Source organism: Chryseobacterium sp. 22543 (genome assembly GCF_052044565.1).
Lineage (GTDB): Bacteria > Bacteroidota > Bacteroidia > Flavobacteriales > Weeksellaceae > Chryseobacterium.
Genome location: NZ_JBQENH010000001.1, coordinates 219712 through 244009, shown reverse-complemented (window position 1 = coordinate 244009; position 24298 = coordinate 219712). Strand labels below are relative to the sequence as shown.

The window sequence follows — 24298 nt, the reverse complement described above, 5'->3', positions numbered from 1 at the left end:
TTTAACTTTAAGCATTTTACAAAGGCAATCTTGGTATAGCCAGTCTTCAATTGATCTTATTAGTCTTTTATTACATATAATGAATAGAGCAGATTTAATACAAAATACTATCATTAAAAATTGCCTGTCTGCAACATCTTCATTAATATTGTGTTAATATGTTACCAATAAAATTATTAAAATTTTTCAGTTTTCTTAAAGCCTACAGGATATTATTCCTTCTGTTTTTCCTTGTTTTTTTTTCTTGTAAAAAACCGCAGAAAGCTTCAGATAAAATTACTATCGGGTTTTCGCAGGGATTGGGCAATCATCCCTGGAGATTGGCAATGAACCACTCTATGGAGATACAGGCATCGCTTCATTCCGAAGTAGAGTTGAATATACAGAAAGCAGAAAGTTCTGTCAGCAAGCAGGTTCAGGATATCCAAAAAATGATTGATGGTAAGGTGGATGTGATTATCATTTCACCCATTGATCCGCAATCCCTGGTTTCGGTAGTGGAAAAAGCAGCTACTAAAAATATTCCGGTTATTTTGCTCGACAGAAAGATCAATTCAGAAAAATATACGACTTATATCGGTGCAGACAACGTGGAGATTGGGAAAGAAGCGGCCAATTACATTCTTTCAGATTCCAAAAATTATAAAAAAGTAATCGAAATAAGAGGTGATGACCAATCTTCCCCAACCATAGAAAGAAGTCTTGGCTTTCAGGAAATCATCAGAAATAGCCCCAACACAGATCTGATAAAAACATTTAAAGGTCTTCCGGCTGATGCTTTCAGGAAATCATTGGATTCCTTAGGAAATCAAAGTCTGTATGTTTTTGCCTTTAATGATGAGCTTGCCACCAATGCATGGCAGGTTGCACGAAATACAGGTTTGGAAAATCAAATCAAATTTATCGGCGTTGACGGCCTGAATACAAAAGACGGCGGAATCCAGATGGTTTTGGATGGAAAACTGAATGCCACTTTATTGTATCCGACTGGTGGAGCAGAAGCGATCGAGACGGCGATTAAGATTTATAATGGTGTTGCTGTTCCGAAACGCATTAAACTCAGCACAACGATCATTGACCGGATGAATGCGGAAATTATGCGCAATCAGTTTGATAAAATTATTGAGCAGCAAGGCGTTATAGAAAATCAGGTACAGGCGGTTAAAAAACAAGTCGAGCTATATTCTTCGCAAAAAGAATTATTCCGATGGTCTATTATATTGTTAGTGTTGATGTTTTGCCTGGTTGCCTATTCGATTTACCTTATTTATGCAATAAAGATAAAAAATAAGCAGCTTACACTTACCAACGAGAGAATTACTATTCAAAGAAATCAGATTGAAACCATTGCCAATGAGTTGAAAGACAGCAATGAAGCGAGGGTTAATTTCTTTACGGGAATATCTCACGAATTTAAAACACCCATTACGCTTATTCTCAGTTCATTGGAGTCTTTAATGGATTTTGGCAAAACCAAAGGTACAAAACCATCCTATGAGCTGGAGCTGATCAATAAAAATTCCAACAGATTATTACGATTGGTGGATAACTTGTTGGATTTTAGAAAAATAGAAAATCAAACTTTTAACCTAAGAGTTTCCAAGACGAATATTTATGATTTTACTTACTCAATTTTTCGTGATTTTGAAAATGAAGCTAAGAAAAGAAATATCAAATTCGAAATTCATTCACAGAATAAAAATCTTGAGCTTTACATCGACAGAAACCTGATGGATAAAGTCTATTTCAATCTTTTGTCCAATGCTTTCAAATTTACACCAGATAATGGAAAGATTGAAATCACGATTCAGGAAAAAGGAAATCAGGCGGTGATCAGCTTCAAAGATAATGGAATCGGAATCCCTGAAAAAGAAATCAGCAATGTTTTTGAAGCGTATTTCAAAGGCTCCAACAATAGAAAAAACAGTTCAGGAATTGGGCTTCATCTTAGCAGACAGTTCATTGAGCTCCATCTTGGGAAGATAGAAGTGAACTCTTTTCAGGGAACGGAGTTTATCATCAGTCTTTATAAGGGAAACAAGCATTTCAACGAAGACCAAATGGTAAAAGAACCTAGTCTCGCAGATGCCGAAAGCCTGACAAACGATGCTATTTTAAATGGATTGGAAGACGAGATTAATATCCAACATGAGGAATCTCAGGGCGAACGCTACTCGCTTCTTTTGGTGGAGGATAATTTGGATTTGTCCTTCTTTTTAAGCAAAAAGCTTCAGAATGAGTTTAAGGTGACGGTTTCTGATGGGAATGATGCAATTGATAGGGCACTGAATGAAATTCCTGATATTATCGTCTGTGACGTTAATCTTCCAGACAAAAATGGTTTTGAAATCTGTGAAATTCTTAAAAATGATCTTCGTACATCACATATTCCGGTCATTCTTCTGACAGCTCTTGATAATAAAGAATCTTATCTTCAAGGCTTGAAATCCGGCGTTGACCTTTATCTCACGAAACCTTTCAGTTACCCGATTCTGATACAATCACTACATACGCTGCTTTACAACCGTGAAAAGCTACGTTATTATTATACAAATAATATTGGCAGAATTTTGGATAGCAAATCGTTTGGAAATATAGAACAGAAATTTGTGAACAATCTGAACAATCTCATCAAAACCAATATCGATAATGCCGATTTTTCAGTAGAGAATCTTGCAGACCTGCTCAATATTTCCAGAATTCAGTTGTATAGAAAGATTAAAGCAATGTTTGATGTAAACGTTAGCGATTATATCAACAATTTCCGTCTTGAACAGGCCAAATCTATGCTTCAAAATCCTGAACTGACAATTTCGGAAATTGCATACAAAACCGGTTTTTCTTCCCCGAATTATTTCTCTACTGTTTTCAAGAATAAGTTTGGTATATCCCCGAATGCCTTTAGAAAGTCTGCGGGGAAGGAGTGATAATACTACGAAATCAAATGATTAAATATTTGAATATAACATTAAAGTGATAAAATATGGAGCTTCAATTTATATTTAAAATCAATCCTCACATCTAATATTTTTTACAATATTGAGCAGCAGTAAATCAAACTGCTGCTTTTTTTATTATACTTTCTCAACAACATACCTTCATCTAAACTAATAAACAGCTTTCTGAACGATTTATAATTCCTAAAAGTTCCTGAGCTAAAAACCATATAGCTTGATTCGTTTTTTGGTTAAAATTTTCATGACATTAGTTGTTCTTAAATCATAAAAACACCAAAACATACGTAACATTTTTATAAAACAATGTTACATTTTTGTAACCTGATGAAACTTTAATAAAATTATTTTTAAATAAATTATTGATTTTCAGTTAATTGCAATTAATTAACAAATAGTTAACCTTGACGAAATATTTAGTTACATAATTAGACCTTCGGATTGCCGCCCGGGGATATATTAGCCACAAACAAATAAATATTTTAACAGATGAATAAAATTCTTATGTGGTCTATCACGGCAGCTTTGGCAGGATTTCTTTTCGGGTTTGATGTGGTCGTGATTTCTGGCGCAGACAAAAAGTTGCAGACGCTCTGGAATAGCTCAGATGCATTTCACGGAGCAGTCGTAATGGGTATGGCATTGTGGGGTACAGTGATAGGCGCTATTTTCGGCGGAATCCCGACCAATACATTAGGACGGAAAAAAACGCTCTTGATCATTGGTGTCTTATATGCGTTTTCTGCTATAGGAACGGCGCTTTCCAATGATCCTTATCTGTTTGCATTTTTCAGGTTTATAGGTGGTTTGGGCGTTGGTGCTTCTACGATTGCTGCACCGGCCTATATTTCAGAGATTGCCCCTGCAAAAGATCGTGGCAGAATGGTTTCCCTTTATCAGTTCAATATTGTTCTGGGAATTCTGATTGCATTTTTATCAAATTATTTACTAAGCGGTATCGGCGATAATGACTGGAGATGGATGCTTGGTGTGCAGGCAATTCCCGCAGCAATCTATACATTATGTGTGTTTACTATTCCGGAAAGTCCGAGATGGCTGGTTTCGCAATCTAGAATAGAAGAAGCGAAAAAAGTGATGAAAATCCTAAGTCCCGATCAGGATTCTGACACCTTGATCACCCAGATGAAAGATGACCACGCAGAATCGCCAAAGGAAAATATCTTTATGAAAAAATACCGTTTTCCGCTGATGTTGGCTTTTCTAGTAGCTTTTTTTAATCAGATGTCGGGGATCAACGCGTTCCTGTATTATGCACCAAGAATTTTTGGCGAAGCAGGATTGGGTGAGAAAACAGCACTTCTCAGCAGTATAGGAATTGGTGTTGTTAATATGGTTTTTACTTTGGTTGGAGTCAACCTTATTGATAAAGTAGGAAGAAGAACATTGATGTATTTGGGTTCCGTAGGTTACATCATTTCTTTAGGATTGGTTTCTATGGCGTTTTATTTTCATTGGTCAGGATTGGCGATTCCTATTTTCTTGTTCCTCTTCATTGCTTCTCACGCTATTGGTCAGGGAACGGTAATTTGGGTGTTTATTTCAGAGATTTTTCCAAACCATCTGCGGGCATCGGGACAGGCTTTCGGTAGTTCCACACACTGGCTTCTGGCAGCAATCATTCCATCACTAATTCCTACATTATTTTCTACCATCGGAGCCGGGACCGTATTTTTGGTCTTTACCGTTGCAATGGTATTCCAATTATTATTCGTAATGTTTATGATGCCGGAAACCAAAGGAATATCACTGGAAAAATTAAGCAAAACACTGACGAAGTAGATTTACAAACCAATATAATCATGGCGAAGAACACCTCTAAAATTTTTAAATAATTCGAAAATTTCCTATTAAATAATCATAATGAAGAAAATCATATCGACTTTAATAATGGCTTCCACGTTTTGTTCCGGGCTCAACGCACAGTCGGACTCGAAAACGTCTGAAGAGCAACTTTACAGGCTCAATTATCACTTCACTCCTCAAAAAGGCTGGATGAATGATCCGAACGGTCTCTTTTATCTTAACGGAACTTATCATTTATTTTTCCAGCATACACCGTTTCAGAGCGTGCCGGATTTTGGTAAGATGCATTGGGGGCACGCCATCAGTAAAGATCTTATAAAATGGGAAGAATTGGCTCCTGCAATTGCCTATGACGAGAAGGGTGCAATATTCTCAGGAAGTGCAGTTGTAGATAAGGATAATACATCAGGTTTTGGAGATGGAAAAAATGTTCCGTTGGTAGCAATTTTTACCTACCATGATATGAAGAAAGAGAAAGCCGGAGAAATTGATACGCAGTCTCAGGCAATCGCTTATTCTTTGGATAATGGAAAAACCTGGACCAAATACAGTAACAATCCGGTATTGAAAAATCCCGGAATAAAAGATTTCAGGGATCCGAAAGTTTTTTGGGATGCGAAAAGAAAACAATGGGTAATGGGATTGGCGGTACAGGATAGACAGCATTTTTATGCCTCAAAAAACCTGAAAGACTGGACATTCCTTTCAGAATTTGGTAAAGATTTCGGCGGACACGGTGGTGTTTGGGAATGTCCAGATCTTTTCCCGGTAAAGGTAGAAGGAACCAATGAAGAAAAATGGGTGCTTATCGTTAACATCAATCCGGGTGGGCCAAACGGAGGTTCTGCAGCCCAGTATTTTGTAGGTGATTTTGACGGAAAAACTTTCAAAATGGATGATGCTTTTACAAAGCAGCTTGAAAAAGAAAAAGTAGTCTGGCTGGATTGGGGACGCGATAATTATGCGAGTGTCTCGTTTGATAACGTTCCGGATAACAAAAGAGTAATAATAGGTTGGATGTCAAACTGGGACTATTCACCGAATGTGCCTACAGAAAAATGGAGAGGAAGTTCCACTATTCCTCGTGAAGTAACATTGGAAAGGACCAAAGAAGGTTACACTCTGAAAAATATTCCTGTTTCCCAACTTAAAAATTACGAAGGAAAGACAGTTAAAAAAGAAATTAACCTTGTTTCGGATAAAAAACTTATCAGCAAAGGAGAAATAGACCTTTCCAAAGCAGTTTTAGATGTTGATCTCAAAAAAATGACCAAAGGGATTTACACTTTTGCTTTGAAAAATTCATTGGGAGAACGTGTAATTTTCGGAATTGATAATAACAAGCAGGAATTGTTTATTGACCGTACCCAATCCGGCAAAACCGATTTTAAGAACAATTTTGCAGACAGGATCTCAAAAGCTCCATTAGCAGAAAACTATCAAAACGCAACGTTCAAAATTGTATTGGATAAAACTTCCATCGAAATTTTCTTCAATAAAGGCGAAAAGGTAATGACCGAAATCTTTTTCCCGAATGAAAGCTTCTCGGAACTGAGCTTATTTACAGATACCAAAGGAAGTACGGTGAACTTCAATGCTCATCAGATTAATATCAAATAAAAACTATAGTATGAAGAAATATAAAATAGCCATCGCCTTTTGCCTTCTGCCTTTTTCGTATGTGTTTGCGCAGGAAGTCATTAAAGGTAAAGTAGTTTCCTCAAATCAGAAACCGTTAAGTGGGGTTATCGTAACCGTTTCGGAAACCGGAGCCAATACCACCACAGACAATAGTGGTGCATTTCAGATCAACGACCTGCAAAAAGGAAACACTTTAGTTTTCACGTATCCGGATTATTCCACCCGTGAAGTCGTGGTGGATGGAAAAACAGTCCTTAACATTGTTTTAGCTGCAGAGAAAATAAAAGGTATAGATGAGGTGATCGTAACCGGGTATACCAAACAGAAAAAAGCAGACATTACCGGTGCGGTTTCTGTGGTAGATATGAAAGACCTGAACAAGCAAACCGAACCCAATCCGATCAAATCTTTACAGGGAAGGGTAGCGGGTGTTAACATTGCAGCTGACGGATCTCCTTCCGGCAGTAACACAAAAGTGCTGATTCGCGGGGTTGGAACGCTGAACAATACAGATCCTCTGTACGTAATAGACGGTGTTCCCACAAAAGCCGGAATGCACGAGCTTAATCCAAGTGACATCGAATCGATGCAGGTACTGAAAGATGCTTCTTCAGCAAGTATATACGGTTCCAGAGCGGCTAATGGTGTGATCATCATCACGACCAAAAAAGGAAAAAAAGGGAAGATGAGAATCGATCTCAATTATTATACAGCATATTCACAATATGCAAAGAAAACAGAAGTTCTGAATGCAAAACAATTCGGACAGGTGCTTTGGCAGGCCAACATCAATGACGGACTGAACCCGAATAGCAACAATCTAAGCTACAGTTTTGACTGGGGGGTACAGAACGGTATTCCGACTTTATACAACAGCTATGTTCCGGAATACCTGGATGCCGGAAAAACGATTAAATCAGCCAATACCAACTGGTATGATGAGGTTTCGCAGACCGGGGTTGCCAATTCGCTGGATGTTTCTGCTTCAAGCGCTTCGGATAAAGGTTCTTACTTTTTCTCTATGGGGTATTATGACAATGATGGAATCGTGAAACTTACCAATTTCAAAAGATTGTCTGCCCGGGTTAATACCTCTTATAACTTTTTCGACGGAAAGTTGAAAATCGGGGAGAATTTCACCTTCAATAAAACCAATGAACTGATGGATCCGGGCGTTTTGGATCCTGCTTTACGTGCTTTGCCCATTATTCCGGTTCATACTGTGGACGGAATCGGGTGGGGAGGACCGGTTGGCGGAATGAATGACAGGCAAAACCCTGTCAGACTTTTAGAATATAATAAAGACAACGGCTACCAATACCAAAGATTCTTCGGAAATGTTTATGCAGAATTACAGCCTATAAAAAATCTGACTTTAAAATCCAGCTTTGGAATAGATCTTTCCAATTATTACAAAAGAATGTTGCAAAGAAGCTATGTTTCAGGTTACCTGCAAAACAAAACCAATGCAGTAAACATCGACCAGTCAGACACCGAAAAATGGACGTGGTCCAATACCGCACAATACACCGCAAAAGCAGGAAAACATCATTTTGATGTTTTGGGTGGAATGGAAATGTACAAGGATACGTATAAAAATACCTGGTTGAGAAAAGAAGGATTCCTGATAGAAACACCGGATTATATGTATCCCGATGCAGGAACAGGGGATGCTTTCAATGGAGGAAGTTCCACCTATTACAGCCTGTTGTCCTACTTCGGAAAATTCTCTTATGATTATGACAACCGTTATCTTTTCTCTGCAACAATGCGTTATGACGGCTCTTCAAGATTCGGTAAAAATAACCGTTTCGGGACTTTCCCTGCATTCTCGGCAGGATGGAGAATCAATAAGGAACATTTTGCAGAAAATTTGATTCCGTTTTTCTCAGATTTGCGATTAAGAGCGGGTTGGGGGCAGACCGGGAATCAGGAAATCAGTAATTCCGCGGTGTATTCGCTTTATATAGCAAATTATGCGGGAGGAAATCCAACTTGGGCAACATCTTACGGTACGGCTTACGATATTTCCGGTGTCGGAAGCGGATTACTGCCATCAGGATTTATCGCAACTCAGACAAAAAATGATGACCTGAGATGGGAAACCACCACGCAGACCAATCTCGGTCTGGATTTCGGATTTTTTAATCAAAAACTGACGGGGAGTGTCGATGTGTATAAAAAAGCAACAAAAGACATTCTTGTATTGCCACCTTATCTTGGTGTGATCGGAGAAGGAGGAGATCGATGGATCAATGGTGCTTCTATGGAAAACAAAGGGATTGAAGTTACATTGTCTTATCAGAATGAAACCGCAGGTGGTTTCCGTTACGAAGTTTCAGGGAATATCTCGATGAACCGCAACAAAATTACTGAACTTCCGCAATCCGTTATCAACAATTATGGCGGAAACGGAACAACGGATAATATTCTTGGGCGTCCGGTAAACTCAATGTACGGTTATGTTGCCGACGGACTTTTCAGGACTCAGGCAGAGGTGGATAATTCTGCAAGTCAGTCAGGTAAAGGCTTGGGAAGAATCCGCTACGCAGATTTAAACGGTGATGGAATGATTGACGACAAAGACAGAACGTGGATTGGCAATCCGAATCCGGGATTTATGTATGGTGTCAATCTCAACTTTTCATATAAAAACTTTGATCTTTCAACATTCTGGCAAGGCATCAGCGATGTAGATGTAATCAATTCAAAAAAATACCAGACCGATTTCTGGAGCGTGGATGATGTAGGTTCCAATAAAGGAACAAGACTTCTGAATGCATGGTCACCTCAGAATCCGAATTCGGATATTCCTGCGCTTACGACAGTGGATGGCAATGCAGAATCCAGATTCTCATCATACTATGTGGAAAGCGGAAGTTATCTGAAGCTGAGGGTTCTGCAGTTGGGCTACACATTCCCTAAATCTCTGATGGAGCATTATAACATTGTTAATTTCAGAATGTATGCAAGTGTTCAGAATCTTTGGACGATAAAATCCAAAAGCTTTACAGGAATAGATCCTGAAACGCCGGCATTCGGTTATCCGTTACCGCTGACGTTTAATTTTGGAGTTAATTTTTCCTTATAATTTTTAAATAATAAAAAATGAAAAAGAATATACTTTTTACAATAGCTTTTGCCTTTTTGCTTGGAACTACTTCCTGCAACGATTTTCTGGACAATGAACCAAGAGGTGTTTTGTCGGAAGCTGATGTGGTAACACCTCAGAATGTGGATGGTTTTGTGGTTGCGGCCTATGCATCTCTCGGAAATGACCACTATGATACCCCTTTCAGTCTTTGGCCTTATGGAAACGTCCGTTCTGATGATGCGTACAAAGGAGGAAGCGGAACCAATGATATCCAGACTTTTCACTTTTTTGAAATTTCAAATAATATCCGTTCAGATTTTGGTGAGTTAGACAGATTATGGTATCTCAATTATGTAGGGATTTCCAGATGTAATAAAGCGATTGCCGCACTTAAGCAGCTTTCAGACTCCGAATACCCAAACAAGCAAAAGCGGATTGCCGAGATGAGTTTCGTAAGAGGACATTACTACTTTTTACTGAAAACGTTATTTAAATACGTGCCTTATGTCGATGAAAATACATCCATTGATGATTATCCGAAAATCTCCAACAGAGCAAAAACCGACCAGCAACTTTGGGAAGCTATTGCTTCTAATTTTGAATTTGCAGCGGCTAATCTGCCTGCAACACAGTCTGAAGTGGGAAGACCCAAGAAAAGTGCAGCTTATGCTTATCTTGCTAAAGTAAGACTGTATCAGGCGTATGAGCAGGATGATAACTATACGGTAACGCAGGTAAATCCGGTTACGCTTCAGAAATCTATTGATGCTGCCAATCAAGTGATCGGAAATTACACGCTGGAACCTGATTTCGGGTACAATTTCCTACCGGGAACACATGAGAACGGCCCGGAGGCAGTTTTTTCCATTCAATATTCTGACAATGACGGAACGCTTTTCGGAAGGCTCAATTACGGTGATGTTCTTTCTCTGCCACAAGGTTTGGGATGCTGTGATTTTCATAAACCAAGCCAGAATCTGGTGAACGCATTCAAAACGACGCCTCAGGGATTACCGATGTTTGATACTTTTAATGATACAGATTTGAATTACAATCAGCTCAACAATTATAAAGTGGATCCTAGGCTTTACCATACGGTTGCCTTGCCTGGACTGCCCTGGAAATATGAAGAAAATAAAATTTTTCAGGAAAGCTGGAGCAGAAGCCCTGGAACTTATGGTTATTATTCTTCATTGAAGGAAAATGTACCTGTAGGATGTGGCTGTACCGTGAATGTAGACCCTTTCTACGGTAATTCCAAAAATAGAATCATCATAAGATATTCTGATGTTTTGCTGATGAAGGCCGAAGCCTTAATTGAACTTGGACAAATCAACGAAGCATTGCCATTAATCAATCAGGTGAGACAGCGTGCGGCGAACAGTACGGTTTTGACCGGAAGTTATACCACGAACAATCTGATCAGCAAGTATGAGCCGGGCGTGAACTGTACCTGGAACCAGGATTTTGCAAGGAAAGCATTGCGATGGGAGAGAAGAATGGAATTTGCAATGGAAGGAAGCCGTTTCTTCGACCTTGTGAGATGGGGTATTACAGCAGGAACGATGAATACCTATTATTCCGGTGAAAAAACAAAAAGATCTTACTATTCTCAGGCAGGATTTGACCACGGAATTGAAGAATATTGCCCGATTCCTTTGGCTCAGATCAATTTCAGCCAAGGGGTTTATAAACAAAATAACGGCTACTAAAAATATTAAAATATGAAAAGTATATTTAAAAATTTGCAGTTGGTTATAATGGTATTACTTTCAGCAGTAATTATAATGTCTTGTGATAACAGTAATGAAGATGGACTTGTTACGGATGTTTCGGTCAATATTTCTTCTTTCAGGGTGAATGGTGTTTCAGGGGAAATTGATCATAAGAATGATAAAATCACAATCATACTTCCTTACGGGACAAGCGTTAAGACATTGGTTCCGGTTATTGAAATTCCGAAGGGAGCGGTAGTTTCTCCTGCATCAGGAGCAACGCTTGATTTTTCACAGCCGGTTAAATTCAAAGTGAAAAATGGCAATATCTACAAAGATTATCAGGTAATTGTAAAAGCTCAGGATCCTGTTATCAGCTTTAAGATCAATGGATTATCTGCTACTATCAATAATTCGGGCAAAACCATTTCTCTTACAATGCCGGAGGGAACAAATCTTACCGCATTGCAGCCGGTAATAGAAACAGGAAACAGCGTCAGCATCAATCCTGCATCGGGAACGACTCTTAACTTTACCAGTCCTGTTTCGTTTACTGTTTCTAATGGCAGTATTACAGAAGTGTATACTGCTAAAGTAACAACGCCTGTTTCAGGACCGTCCGTTGCATTCCTTGGAACGGCTGCTACAAGAACTGGATTGACAAATCCGGATGAGATTGCAGCTTCTGACTGGCTTTTCGGAAAATATTCAGGGGCAGTATATGTTTCGATTGCTGATGTCGCAAGTGGTGCAGCCAATCTTACGGGAATTAATGTGATCTGGTGGCATTTTGACTCGGCTACCGCTCTGCCGGGCGATGCGCTGAATACGAATGTAACTTCCAAAATCAAAACCTATCTTAATGGCGGAGGAAATATTTTGCTCACAAGCTTTGCTGCACAATATGTTGACGCGTTGGAAATAGTTCCCGCAGGAAAAGGACCGAATAATGTTTTCGGAGATTTTCTTCCGAACGGATTTATAGATACAGGAAGTGATTGGGGAATCTCTTTCAAAGGAAATGAGAATCATCCTGTTTTCGATGGTCTTCAGACTTACGAATCCGGGAAAGCCAATCTGCTTGAGAAAGGTACATTCCGTCTGAATCATACAGCCTGGTGGTTCCTTCCGGATTGGGGTGGATATGTAAATGGTGCTGGATGGAGAAACCAGACAGGTGGTAATAATCTTGCCAGCGAGGCTTGGGACAATACTTTAGACGGACGTGTCGCTATTGCTGAATTTCCCGGCGGAACTGCCAATAAAAAATGTATGGTCATCTGTACGGGTGCCTACGACTGGTACAATGAAACAGTGAACGGAAACCCAAGCCAGCCCAACTCGTTTCAGGATAACATCAAAAAGATGACGGAGAACAGCCTTAATTATCTTGTAACCCATTAATATCAGAACTAATGTCAATTAAAAATATATATGTAGCAGCTGTACTTTCGCTGGCAACATTCTCCTGTCAGAATCACGATTCGGATACGGAGGTTAATTCGGAAGATATTTACAGCAAAACCAATATCTTTCCTCAGCCACCCAACCGATGGATGGGAGAGAATAATCCTTATTATACAGAAGGTTATGCAGGAGACGTAATGCCTTATTATGAAAACGGGAAGTTCCATCTTTTCTTTCTTCACGATGCAAAAACAAAACCTGCAGGAGAAGGATTTCACGATATTCACAGCTTCGAGACCAGTAATTTTACAGATTTTACTTATCAGGGAAGACAGATTCCTTACGGAACTTCATCAGAAGCCGATTTCGGAGTGGGAACGGGAAGCCTTGTAAAGGTTGGAAATACTTATTATTACTATTATACGGGTCATAATGAAGTAGCTTCATTTCTTTCAGGTAATCCACGGGAGAGTGTTCTGTTGGCAACAAGTACGGATATGAAAAACTGGACGAAGATCAAGAATTTTAAAATCACTGCTCCGGCAGGGTATTATGATTATGAATTCCGTGACCCACACGTTTTCTTTAATTTTGAAGACGGAAAATATTGGATGCTGGTTTCTGCTCAGACCTCTGACAAGAAAGCAGTTGTGCTGAAATTTACCACCACCAATCCGGCAACCGGAAACTGGACTGTAGAAAATCCGATTTATACGACCAGTTCTTCCGAAAATTATATTATGCTGGAATGTCCGGACCTTTTCAAAATGGGCAATTATTGGTATCTTGTTTTTTCTGAAAACTGGAGCAGCAATACCGGAACGCATTACCGAATTTCCACATCGCCAAACGGACCCTGGACCACACCTCAGAATGACCGTCTCGACGGCTCTTATCTCTATGCGGCTAAAACGGTTTCGGATAATACAAACCGTTATCTGGTAGGATGGACCGCAAGAAAAACTCCTGAAAATAATACCGGTGGAAAAGATTGGGCAGGAAATATTGTTGCTCACAGACTGGTTCAGAATTCGGACGGAACACTGGCTGTGAAACCTGTTTTAGGATTACAGTCTGTATTTGGTCAAAATGCTGTATTATCAGTAGATAAGATTACAGGTAATGCTTCTCAGAACGGGAATAGTTTTAATCTTTCCGCGAATTCCCAGGTAATGTTCGGGAAGCTCCAGAAAGCCAATCAGATCAGCTTTACGTTGAACGCTTCTGTTAACGGAAAATCAGGATTGATTTTAGCGCAGGATAATGATGGGAAGAATAGTTTTAAAATTTCATTTGAACCTTCTTCCAACAGAATGGCAAGTTATGTAATGAATGGCGGGAGTGAGGATTTTGCCAATGCTTATCCTTTGTCTGGAATTTCAGGAACCAATTATAACGTAACGGTTTTCATCAGCAATGATGTTTGTGTAGTGTATGTGAATGATAAATTAGCGTTCAGCAATCGTGTGTACAATGTTGTAAACAAAAAATGGAGTATTTTTGGTACTTCGGACAGTTCATTCAACAATATTAATGTTAAAAATCCTTAATTAATGTTTCTTAATAAAAAAATAAATGCAGTAAGCTACGGAGAAGTTCTCTTCGATGTCTTTGGTGGAGAAAAGAAAATCGGCGGTGCTCCGCTCAATCTGGCACTCAGAACGGCGTCTTTCGGATTTCCGGTAGCGATGATAAGTGCTGTTGGTAATGATGAGGATGGAAAAGTAATTTGTGACTACGTTAGAGAAAATCAACTTGATACCAGTGGAATTATGACAACCCAGAATTATGATACAGGTATTGTCCAGGTAACATTGAATGAACGTGGTTCCGCAACTTATGAAATCAAATTTCCGTCTGCCTGGGATTTTATTGAAATCAATAATGATACTTTGAATGTCGTTAAAAATGCCGATGTCTTTTTTTACGGAAGCCTTGTCTGCAGGAATGATGCTTCAAGAAACACGCTTTTCAGGCTACTGGATTCCAACCCTGAAATGTTTAAGGTTTTTGATGTGAATCTGAGAAAGCCTTTCTACCATATTGAGCTTCTGGAACAATTAATGAACAAATCTGATTTCATTAAATTTAACGATGAAGAAATCCTTGAAATTGCCTGTGAGTTGGGTTTTAAATCAGATGATATTGAAGAAAACATCCGTTTCATTTCAGAAAAAACAAATACAAGTTCTGTTTGTGTCACGTTGGGAAAACATGGCTCAATATTACTTTGGAACAATAAATTTTACAAACATGGTGGCTACCCTGTGAAAGTGGTCGACACGGTTGGAGCAGGGGATTCGTTTCTGGCGAGTTTAATCACCCAGTTGCTATCAGATAAAAACCCCGAAACAGCACTAAATTTTGCAAGTGCGGTTGGTGCTTTGGTGGCGAGTTATTCGGGAGCTAATCCGAAGCTTCAAAATGATGAAATTGTGGAATTTATGAAAGAGCGGGTTTGATAGAAGTTTAGTTTTTGAAGAACGAAAAAGGTATTGCTATTCAGGCTCAGTATCCGCAGATTGTCTGGGTTCCCAACGCAGATACACAGGGGACATATACCTCTCCGTCTAATATCTTAGTGAACGATCCGGATTGTGCCTATGTCGTTGAGCAGCTGATTAATGATTTTTCCCAGGATCCTGAGAAAGAATCTTGTTATAAGAGCTTGTTGAACAAATATAGTGATGTACTGAACAGCGGTGGAAGTTTCTGTGCATTTCTGGATGAAATCATCAACAGCAATCCTGATGGGTGTTTAACAGGACAGACGATTCCAGAAATCCTGAGTTCAGAAATGTACTGGATACATCCGGATCACTTAGGAAGCTCTTCAGTACTAACAAATAGCATATCTAAAATCACAAACTGGTATGAATACATGCCATTCGGTGAACCATTGATGGAATTATCCAATAATGAGTATAATAATCCTTATAAATACAACGGCAAAGAATTTGATTCTCAAACAGGGTGGTATTATTATGGCGCTCGATATTATGATCCGCAAAGAAGCTTCTGGCTATCGGTAGATCCATTGGTAGAAATCACAATGTCTCCATATGCTTATACATGGAATGATCCTGTCAACTATACGGATCCAACAGGGATGATGGGGGAAAGGATAGGTGAGTCTAGAGGAAACCTTAGTACTTAAGGATCAATTGATGAGTGAAGACCTTTATAAGATAAAAGAGGCTGTCCTAAAGGCAGCCTTTTACCTGATTGAAACAGATAATGCTGTGTCAAGATATAGTATTTATGAAAGTATTATGATTAGGAATGTAATAAGGATCTTTTGAAACCAGCCCATGGCTATATGCTAAAGAGTTTTTGATCAATTAAAGGCTATTTTTATATTTATCAACTGGTTGAAAAAGGAGAAATCTTCAAAATAAAGCTACCTACAAAATATTACTATCAACTGGTATAAATTAAAAATATTACAAAATCAATGTAGAACTTAAGTATATAACTCTAAAAACGAAGGATATATGTATTGTGGATTTTCAAAAACACAGAAATGTTTTTTAATTATGGGCGATCAGGGAATTAACATTTATAAAAAGGATTTTTAAGGGTGAAATTGATTTCAGTAACGTATCAGATGTATTGATTTGATATTTTTGAAATGAAAACAGTTGATTTTACTTATTTACAAAATGAAAATTATTTTTTGTAAATTCTCGTTTCACTATCACCTAAAAATATAATATGAATTATGCATCATGGAATTATAGAGGAATTTCCTTTTTTAAAGAAGATATTATTCACTTTAATGGTGAGGATAATAAGGAATTTCCATCAATAAAAGACTTTCAACAAAATGGAATCTATACATCAGAAATTAGAAATAAATTGTGTAATTATTTAACGAGTTGTCCAGCAATTGTTTCAACTTCTTACAGACGACTAAATGCTTACACTCTTGAACCGATATTTTCTTTAACGTATTTTACAGATGGAGATTTTATTTTCACTAATTTATTCCAGGAATATATCTATTATGACAATTTCGCTTTACCTCGAAAATGGTATGAATTAATTAAGGCTCGAAATTATATCAATGACGATTTTGAATTAAACGATAAAAAATTTCATCAGTAGAAATAGATGTATTTAATAATTTTAAAAGAAGTTTTGATGATAATAGTATTATTAATGATGTAATTTTATAAACAATAATGATCTACATTTTTTTATGGATTTTGAACTGAATGTAATGAAAATGAATTTATAATGATTATATTTTAGTGTAAGATCTAATCCTCAAAGAAACTATTGTTTGGTATTCTAAAAACAAAATAAAAGGCGCCAACTTCAGTTGATGCCTTTTGGCTTTTGGTGAACTTTACAGTATTATCTTCGAACCAATTTCTCGCAGATATTGATCGAATTTTAAATGTATTTAATAAAAAAAATGACAATAAAGCTTAGAGTTATTATTATTATTATTATTATTATTATTATTATTATTATTAGAGGGGCAATTGAGTAACGGATGGGATATTTACACTGTTGCTTAGTGATAATTTTATGTCTTGAAAAGATTTTCAACTCTAAATATCCATTGACCTCCGCTTTTAGGTGGCGGATCAGTTATGATGACACTCAGAACATTTAACAGTCCATATTCATAGGTAAGAACTTTTCAACTTTACCCATACATTTAAGTCATTTTTGTATTGGACTTATTACTTTACATATTATTTTTTTGTAATTGCTTGATATATAGGTCAGCAGGACGGAGCAGGATGCTCAGTATTGGTTTTGTGGATAGATTAGTTAACACAAAATTAATATTTATGAAAAATAAATCTTTACTGTTTAAACCCACTCTTAAATCTTTATTGTTTTGTGGATTAGCATTATCCACTATTGATTTTAGTGCTCAGACATTGGCATTTCCGGAAGCAACCGGTTTTGGAAGATATACTACGGGAGCAAGAGGTGCGGCAAATCCTCAGATTTATCTGGTTACCAATTTAAATGACAGCGGCCCGGGTTCATTCCGTGATGCGGTGAGTCAGCCGGGCCGGTTTGTTATATTTAAAGTGGGAGGTATTGTTAACTTACAATCGGTTGTTGCTGTGGCGGCTAATACCACAATTGCCGGGCAAACTGCTCCCGGAGAAGGAATTGTATTTTTGGGGCCCAGAGTATCATTTACAGGAGCCAATAACACAATTGCCAGATATCTTCGCATCCGTTATGGTGGGACATCTCAAAATCAGGATGCATCAGGAATAGCCAACGGGGCAAACATCATCTTAGATCATATGACTTTTACCTGGGGTACAGACGAAGTATTCTCAGTTAACTGGGATAACAACGGCACAAGTCCCGATAATATAACGATTCAGAATTCTATTATAGGGCAGGGAATGCACCGTCATAATCATTCTGCGGGAGGATTAATGCAGCCTCCGCCAGGGGGAAAGATCAGTTTAATCGGAAATTTATATATCTGTAATAAAACCCGTAATAATAAAATAAAAGGAATCAATGAGTTTGTCAATAATGTAGTTTATAACTGGGGTAATTATGGAAACACCTACGGTCACACCCAATCCGGGGAGGCATACATCATGGGAGGAGATTCAGCGGGAAGCTCTTTTGCCAATATCATCAACAATTATTTTATCGGAGGTCCCAATACAAGCAATACTGTTACCACGCCTTTCAGTGTTGGAAATGCCAATTTCAATTTATATGGTTCCGGGAATTATTTTGATAATAATAAAAATGGAGCATTAGATGGAGCTGCAGTTCCTCAAAGCTTAGTGGGTTACCCTGTAGGAGATCCGGCAGCCATAATGGCTACTCCGTATGATTATCCGATGAAAACCCCTACATTAACCGCTCAGGAGGCATATAATAAAATTGTTACAAGTGTAGGAGCATCCTATCCAAGACGCGATCAGGTAGATGGCTTAATGATTTCAGATTTAATGTCGAAAGGGACAACAGCTACTTATGTTTATGTACAAACTGATTTGACGACCCAATTTGGGTTTACCAATGGCGGTGCGGGGCATGTTTATGGTGCGCCGGCTCCTTTGGATACTGACAATGACGGAATGCCTGATGCATGGGAAACAGTCAATGGACTGAATCCAACTGTCTTCGATGCTTTGGCAGTAAGCACAACACATGCTCCGTATCTGAATATTGAGGTTTATATTAACAGTCTGCCCAATACAACTCCTCCGGATTTCATTATTCCGCCAACAAATGTGAATTTCACCAATGCAATCACAACTACAGGAGCTTCACCTTCAAGTTTTTTAACCGTTAATTGGAACGATAATGCTGCAAATGAAACTAATTATATTGTAGAACGTTCTACTGATGGTACTAATTTTACCGTCATTGCAACATTGGGGGCGAATGCAACAAGTTATAATGAAGCCAGTTTAACGCCTGATACTCAATATTATTATAGAGTTAAAGCAACAAATACATCACAATCTTCAGTTTATACATCAAATACATCAGTAACCACACCGCCAATCCCATCAGCTCCCACAAAAGCAAATAACCCGATTCCCGCAACTGGCAATAATAACGTTGAGTTGAACGGTGGAAACCTGCTTTTAAAATGGAATGGCAGTCCAAACACAACAACGTATACCGTTTATTTTGGAACAGATCCTTTAAATTTAAGCACTATTGCAACTTTATCTTATTCTGCTGCGCCATCATATCAGCTTAATAATTTAAATCCGGCAGTAAATTACTATTGGAGAATTGATGCTTCCAGTGTTCTTGGTACTGCTGTGGGAGATGTGTGGAATTTTCGTGCATTGGCTCAAGGTCTTGTTGGCAACTGGCCGTTTGCAGAGGCTCCTTCCGCTGGTGCACAAATTGCAGATATAACGTCTTTTGCCAATCATGGAGTACTAAATACAGCTTATGATAATGCCAATGTAAGAGTGCCGGGAAAAGAAAACAACGCCCTTGATCTGGCAACTTCACCTGGTAATATGTACATCGCCAGTATTCCTCATCAGAATCATATTTTATTTGATAATCATTCGTTTACTGTTTCTTTTTGGATGAAAGCTCTAACAAGCATGATACCATCGTCTTCGTCTACAAGTCTGTATGTATTGTGTAAAGGTTCTTTCACTAAAAATACGGCAACGGGAGCCACCGGTAAACGTTTTAATATAGAAATCAAAGGAGGTCAGCTGCGATATGCTATTGATGATGACGTTACGAAAAAAGAAATCACATCACCTATTGCCAATTATTTTACTGATAACTGGGTGCATGTTGTGATTCAGAGAGATATTGCTGCGCATAAAATGAGAATTTATGCCAATGGCACTTTAATGACTGAAGGAGACGAAACTGCGGTTACAGGGATTGGTGAAGCAAGTGATCTGATCATCGGGAATATTGGTGAGCTTGAGTTTTTATCAACTGCCAATACTCCGGCTCCTTATAAAGGTGCGTTCGACGAACTTAAGTTGTACAATTATGCTTTATCTCCAACAGAAATTTATACTTTGTACAATCAGGCCGTGTTGAGTAATAATGAATTCAGTATTAGCAAAAATGTAGGAACAGTATATCCGAATCCTGCAAAAGACCAGATTTTCATCAAGCTTCCCGAATATAGAAAATCCAGTTTAACGGCAACAATTATTGATCTGACAGGAAATATCGTTGCCAAAGAAAAGATTAATACTGATGGAAAAGGGATCTTTACATTAAATATTGCAGACAAAAAAGCCTCAGGAAATTATATACTCAATGTTTCAGGAGAAAATCTGAATAGTAATTTTAAAATTATTATTAAATAAAAGGTATTACCAACGTTAATTTCATTCATACTTAAAAGAAGTCCTTTCAAATCATTTTGAAAGGATTTTTCTTTAATTGTAAATTTTTACTTCTGCAAGAGTCAAGCAGAATAGATTATTTCAAATATTTTTCTAAATCAGCCTGTTAGATTTAAAATTTGATTATTTTTTGACGTTCATAAGAAACTTATCATTATTTTTGATTTTTACAACTCAATTGAATAATTATGTTTAGATCAAAATTTTTAATTTCCGGATGTATTTGTGCAATCGTTTGCACGAGTTCTTTTCTGAAAGCACAAAATTCTATCCAGATAAAAAATACATTGAATTTTTCAAGAAATGAAGTCGTTTCAATTTCTGTAGATCAATTAAAATCATTTTTAAATAAAAACAAAGAGTCTGATCTTAGAATAAAAGACAGCAACAATAAATATCTTCCTATTCAGTGGATCGATTATGATGGAGATGGGAAAAATGATGAACTCCTTTTTCAGGCAAATATTAACGCTAAAAAAACAAATTCTTATACAATTGTAGCTGATGAGAAAACTCTGATTCCTGAAACCAAAGTTTCGACATATTCAAGACTGGTTCCGGAGCGCGCAGACGATTATACTTGGGAAAATGACAAAATTGCTTTCAGAGTGTATGGTCCAAAAGGTCAGCAGGAAGCTTTGCAGGGCGTTAAAGGAAGTACACTTTCCAGCGGTGTTGATATCTGGCTGAAAAGAACCGATCAACCCATTATCAATAAATGGTATAAGGGCTATCTGACCGATCCGATGTACTATCACAAAGACACGAGAGGTGAGGGCTACGATCCTTACCAGGTTGGAGACAGCCGGGGAACAGGTGGAATTGGAATTTGGGTGAATGAAAAGCTTCAGGTGTCACAAAATTTTGTGAGTTCCAAAACCATTGCGGAAGGTCCTTTAAGAACAGTTTTTGAATTAACCTACAATCCATGGAGTGAATTCGGAGTGAAAGAAACAAAACGGATTTCCCTTGATCTGGGCTCCAATTTTTCAAAGTTTGAATCCAATTTTCAGGTTGAAAAGCAGGTTCCCAATTACACGATCGGAATTACTTTGCATAAAAATGAAGGGGAAGCAAAACTGAACGACAAAAACGGATATTATTTCCACTGGGAAAAAATTGACGATGCTTTTGTAGGAGAAGGAGTGGTTGTAGATCCTAAAATTGTTGAAAAATCTGTTGCTTTTAAATCTGAAACTCCGGATCAGAGCAACCTGTTAGTCGTGACAAAACCTCAAAATAAACTGACTTATTACGCCGGATTTGCATGGCAGAAAAGCAGACAGATTCAGACACAAAAAGATTGGGAAACTTTATTGCAAAAACAATCTCAGATGATTGCAAATCCATTAATTATCCAAATTAAATAATCATGAAATTAAAACTTTCAATAGTTGCCTTTTCTTTAATAACAGCTGTTTTTTCTGCTCAGGTTAAAGATACTTTAGCCGAAAAAATGCTGGTATACCAACTTCCAATTGGCGGTTGGGGCAAACAGCTTGAGGATAAATCTGTGGTGAATTATAATTTGCCGCTCGATAAAGATCTTTTGAAAAGGATAAAGGCCACGGGTGACGATCACGCAACGATTGATAACAACGCAACGTCAAAGGAAATTAATGCCTTAATAAAAGCATATTCCATCACAAAAAATCCTGAATATCTGAAATCTGCAGAGAAAGGAATCAGCTATCTTCTTTTAATGCAGTATAAAAACGGAGGTTTTCCACAATATTATCCGAATTCCGGATTGTACAGAAAGCAGGTGACCTATAATGACAATGCGATGATTAACGCTTTGACGGTTTTGTATAATGTGGTGGAAGGGAAAAATGATTTTAATGTTGTTGATTCTAAATTAAAGGAAAAATCAAAAATAGCTGTACAAAAAGGAATTGAATGCATCTTGAAAACTCAGGTTTTACAAAAAGGAATTCCAACAATCTGGGGCGACCAGTACAACGAAATTAGGCTTCAGCCCGATAAAGCAAGGGCGTTTGAGCCTATTTCTCTGGCAACCGGAGAATCCGTAGGAATTGTAAGGTTTTTAATGCTGCAGCCTGTCACTCCCGAAGTTGAAAAATCGATAAAATCTGCTGTCAACTGGTTTAAGCAAAATAAAATTGAAGGCTACAGCTACAATGTTTCAAAAGTAAACGGAAAAGCTGTCCGGACTTTGGCTGAGGACAAAAATTCTGTGATCTGGGCAAGATTTTATGATATTAATAATAATAAACCTCTTTTTGGTGACCGCGATGGAAGCGTAAAATATAACTACAACGAGGTTTCTGAGGAAAGAAGAAACGGCTACAGCTGGTTCGGTGATTTTGCTGATAAGCTGATCAATAAAGAGTTTCCGAAATGGACACAGAAGAATAATGTGATGCCTTAGTTTTAAGGGTTGGAGAGTGAGAGTGAGAGTGAGAGTGAGAGTGAGAAGTGGAGTTGTGGTGTTTTTGGTGTCATTGCGAGGAGCAAAACGACGAAGCAATCTCTTTTAAAACAACCTTTTTGGCTAATTACTACTCATATTGAAAAGGCGATTACAGCCCTAGCCCCGATTGCAGTGAAAATCCTTTTTTGAAAAAAAAGATTGCAACGGAAAGCGGGAAAAAGCTCCTAAATAAAAAATACTATAAATAGAAAATGACTGAGCGCTACACTCAGTCATTTTCGTTTCTAATTCTAATTTTTATTTATAACGTATTGCAAATATTGCCTCCTAAAGTTGCGCCTGCATTGGTCGTTACATCAGACTTTACAGAAGATAAAGAAAGCATTGGGATCGTATAAGGCGGAGTAAATGCCGTACCGCTTCCTGCTGTGTTTCCGGTAACGTTGGTAAATGTATTGTTGGAAGTAACGGTAACCGCTGTGTAACCGCTCATCAGGTTAATGGGCTCTTTTACATTCTCAAATACGTTTCCATCGACACGGATATTCGCCTGGACTCCTGCTGCAATACATTTGTTGCTTACAGAACTGTTGAAATAGCTGTTAACAATATGTATTTTACCAAATCTCACTCTCGGCATACGCTCTCTGCATCCCGGAGCCCACCAGCAGCGAACAAATGTTACATTCAGTTTTCCCGCATCGGCTGTTGCACCGTCACTCGATCCGATAAGATTGGAGAATCTGTGGTCATCTGTTCCTCCTGAACCACCAGGTTTCGGAGCTTTCAGGTAATGGAATTTCGTATAAGAAACCGTAACGAAGTCAGATTTGTTTTTAATATCAAAATTCCCGTCTACACCGTCTCTGAATTCGCAATGGTCGATCCATACATTTCTGCAGTCATCCAAAATAGCATTGTCCCAGCCGTCTGTATCATAAGCTCCCGGACCTTCGAAAATCAGATTTCTGATAACGATATTGTTGCATCTTTTAATATTGATAATTCCTGAACCACTTGCCGTCTGGTCTGTAGAAACCAATTTTGCACCGCTTGCCCCGTAAAGTGTTTTTCCCGTTTGATCCTGAAGTGAAAGACGAGTCGTAATGGTGATGGTTCCTGTCACTTTAATGACTTTTACCGCTGTGTTTTCGATCGCAGCTTTTAACTGAGCATAGGTAGTCACAGTAGTTTCAGCAGCTGTTCCACCACCGGTTGTTCCACCATTTTGAGAAGCCCATCCCGGGGCTACACAGTTTGCTAAAGGAACTACGGCATTGGCAACGAGTTTGTTTGCAAGAGTAAGTTGGTTTGGATTTTCCGTTAAATCTGTTTTGATGTCTTCCTGCCCGCAGCCAGTCAAGGCAAAGCTTAGAGCTACCGTAAGAAGGGCAGCTTTAAATGTTGTTTTCATAGTA

At 38.2% G+C, this 24298-nt stretch carries 14 protein-coding genes; 13 read left to right on the top strand and 1 reads right to left on the bottom strand.

Annotated features, from left to right (window positions below; translation table 11 throughout):
* The first annotated feature begins 158 nt into the window (after nt 1-158).
* From ACTJIP_RS01065 to pelA, 13 genes are all read left to right on the top strand, one after another.
* Nucleotides 159-2927, top strand: a complete 2769-nt coding sequence (locus ACTJIP_RS01065; protein ID WP_180564079.1) for a substrate-binding domain-containing protein — start codon at nt 159-161, stop codon at nt 2925-2927.
* Nucleotides 2928-3443: 516 nt separating this feature from the next.
* Complete coding sequence (locus ACTJIP_RS01060) at nt 3444-4754, top strand: sugar porter family MFS transporter (RefSeq protein WP_077418719.1); 1311 nt, start codon at nt 3444-3446, stop codon at nt 4752-4754.
* Nucleotides 4755-4835: 81 nt separating this feature from the next.
* Nucleotides 4836-6398: a glycoside hydrolase family 32 protein gene (locus ACTJIP_RS01055; protein WP_077418720.1), complete on the top strand. Its 1563-nt coding sequence runs from the start codon at nt 4836-4838 to the stop codon at nt 6396-6398.
* Between the two features lie 10 nt (nt 6399-6408).
* Nucleotides 6409-9510 carry a SusC/RagA family TonB-linked outer membrane protein gene (locus tag ACTJIP_RS01050; protein ID WP_180564076.1) on the top strand — a complete coding sequence of 1034 codons (3102 nt, stop codon included), beginning with the start codon at nt 6409-6411 and terminating at the stop codon, nt 9508-9510.
* Nucleotides 9511-9527: 17 nt separating this feature from the next.
* Complete coding sequence (locus ACTJIP_RS01045; RefSeq protein ID WP_440703993.1) at nt 9528-11225, top strand: RagB/SusD family nutrient uptake outer membrane protein; 1698 nt, start codon at nt 9528-9530, stop codon at nt 11223-11225.
* A gap of 12 nt (nt 11226-11237) precedes the next feature.
* Nucleotides 11238-12632, top strand: a complete 1395-nt coding sequence (locus ACTJIP_RS01040) for a DUF4960 domain-containing protein (RefSeq protein ID WP_440703992.1) — start codon at nt 11238-11240, stop codon at nt 12630-12632.
* Nucleotides 12633-12643: 11 nt separating this feature from the next.
* Complete coding sequence (locus tag ACTJIP_RS01035) at nt 12644-14185, top strand: glycoside hydrolase domain-containing protein (protein ID WP_440703991.1); 1542 nt, start codon at nt 12644-12646, stop codon at nt 14183-14185.
* 3 nt (nt 14186-14188) lie between these two features.
* Nucleotides 14189-15097, top strand: coding sequence for a carbohydrate kinase family protein (locus tag ACTJIP_RS01030; protein ID WP_440703990.1), 909 nt, complete (start codon nt 14189-14191; stop codon nt 15095-15097).
* 14 nt (nt 15098-15111) lie between these two features.
* Nucleotides 15112-15792 carry an RHS repeat domain-containing protein gene (locus ACTJIP_RS01025; protein WP_440703989.1) on the top strand — a complete coding sequence of 227 codons (681 nt, stop codon included), beginning with the start codon at nt 15112-15114 and terminating at the stop codon, nt 15790-15792.
* A 557-nt stretch (nt 15793-16349) separates the two neighbouring features.
* Entirely contained in the window at nt 16350-16742 is a 393-nt protein-coding gene (locus ACTJIP_RS01020) for a hypothetical protein (protein ID WP_077418727.1), read from the top strand.
* 698 nt (nt 16743-17440) lie between these two features.
* Nucleotides 17441-20446, top strand: coding sequence for a LamG-like jellyroll fold domain-containing protein (locus ACTJIP_RS01015; RefSeq protein ID WP_440703988.1), 3006 nt, complete (start codon nt 17441-17443; stop codon nt 20444-20446).
* 227 nt (nt 20447-20673) lie between these two features.
* A complete protein-coding gene (locus ACTJIP_RS01010; protein WP_440703987.1) occupies nt 20674-21855 on the top strand; it encodes a DUF4861 domain-containing protein in 1182 nt (393 codons plus the stop codon).
* Between the two features lie 2 nt (nt 21856-21857).
* A complete protein-coding gene (pelA, locus tag ACTJIP_RS01005) occupies nt 21858-22877 on the top strand; it encodes a pectate lyase (protein WP_440703986.1) in 1020 nt (339 codons plus the stop codon).
* A 304-nt stretch (nt 22878-23181) separates the two neighbouring features.
* On the opposite strand, the gene ACTJIP_RS01000 is transcribed toward pelA, so the two are convergent.
* Complete coding sequence (locus ACTJIP_RS01000; protein ID WP_077418732.1) at nt 23182-24294, bottom strand: pectate lyase family protein; 1113 nt, start codon at nt 24292-24294, stop codon at nt 23182-23184.
* Nucleotides 24295-24298 lie beyond the last annotated feature (4 nt).

Bases quoted from the DNA above. Each gene is read 5' to 3' on its own strand.
- ACTJIP_RS01065 (WP_180564079.1), top strand. From the start codon at position 159: ATGTTACCAATAAAATTATTAAAATTTTTCAGTTTTCTTAAAGCCTAC.
- pelA (WP_440703986.1), top strand. From the start codon at position 21,858: ATGAAATTAAAACTTTCAATAGTTGCCTTTTCTTTAATAACAGCTGTT.
- ACTJIP_RS01030 (WP_440703990.1), top strand. From the start codon at position 14,189: ATGTTTCTTAATAAAAAAATAAATGCAGTAAGCTACGGAGAAGTTCTC.
- ACTJIP_RS01015 (WP_440703988.1), top strand. From the start codon at position 17,441: ATGAAAAATAAATCTTTACTGTTTAAACCCACTCTTAAATCTTTATTG.
- ACTJIP_RS01010 (WP_440703987.1), top strand. From the start codon at position 20,674: ATGTTTAGATCAAAATTTTTAATTTCCGGATGTATTTGTGCAATCGTT.
- ACTJIP_RS01035 (WP_440703991.1), top strand. From the start codon at position 12,644: ATGTCAATTAAAAATATATATGTAGCAGCTGTACTTTCGCTGGCAACA.
- ACTJIP_RS01060 (WP_077418719.1), top strand. From the start codon at position 3,444: ATGAATAAAATTCTTATGTGGTCTATCACGGCAGCTTTGGCAGGATTT.
- ACTJIP_RS01040 (WP_440703992.1), top strand. From the start codon at position 11,238: ATGAAAAGTATATTTAAAAATTTGCAGTTGGTTATAATGGTATTACTT.
- ACTJIP_RS01045 (WP_440703993.1), top strand. From the start codon at position 9,528: ATGAAAAAGAATATACTTTTTACAATAGCTTTTGCCTTTTTGCTTGGA.
- ACTJIP_RS01055 (WP_077418720.1), top strand. From the start codon at position 4,836: ATGAAGAAAATCATATCGACTTTAATAATGGCTTCCACGTTTTGTTCC.
- ACTJIP_RS01050 (WP_180564076.1), top strand. From the start codon at position 6,409: ATGAAGAAATATAAAATAGCCATCGCCTTTTGCCTTCTGCCTTTTTCG.
- ACTJIP_RS01020 (WP_077418727.1), top strand. From the start codon at position 16,350: ATGAATTATGCATCATGGAATTATAGAGGAATTTCCTTTTTTAAAGAA.
- ACTJIP_RS01000 (WP_077418732.1), bottom strand. From the start codon at position 24,294: ATGAAAACAACATTTAAAGCTGCCCTTCTTACGGTAGCTCTAAGCTTT.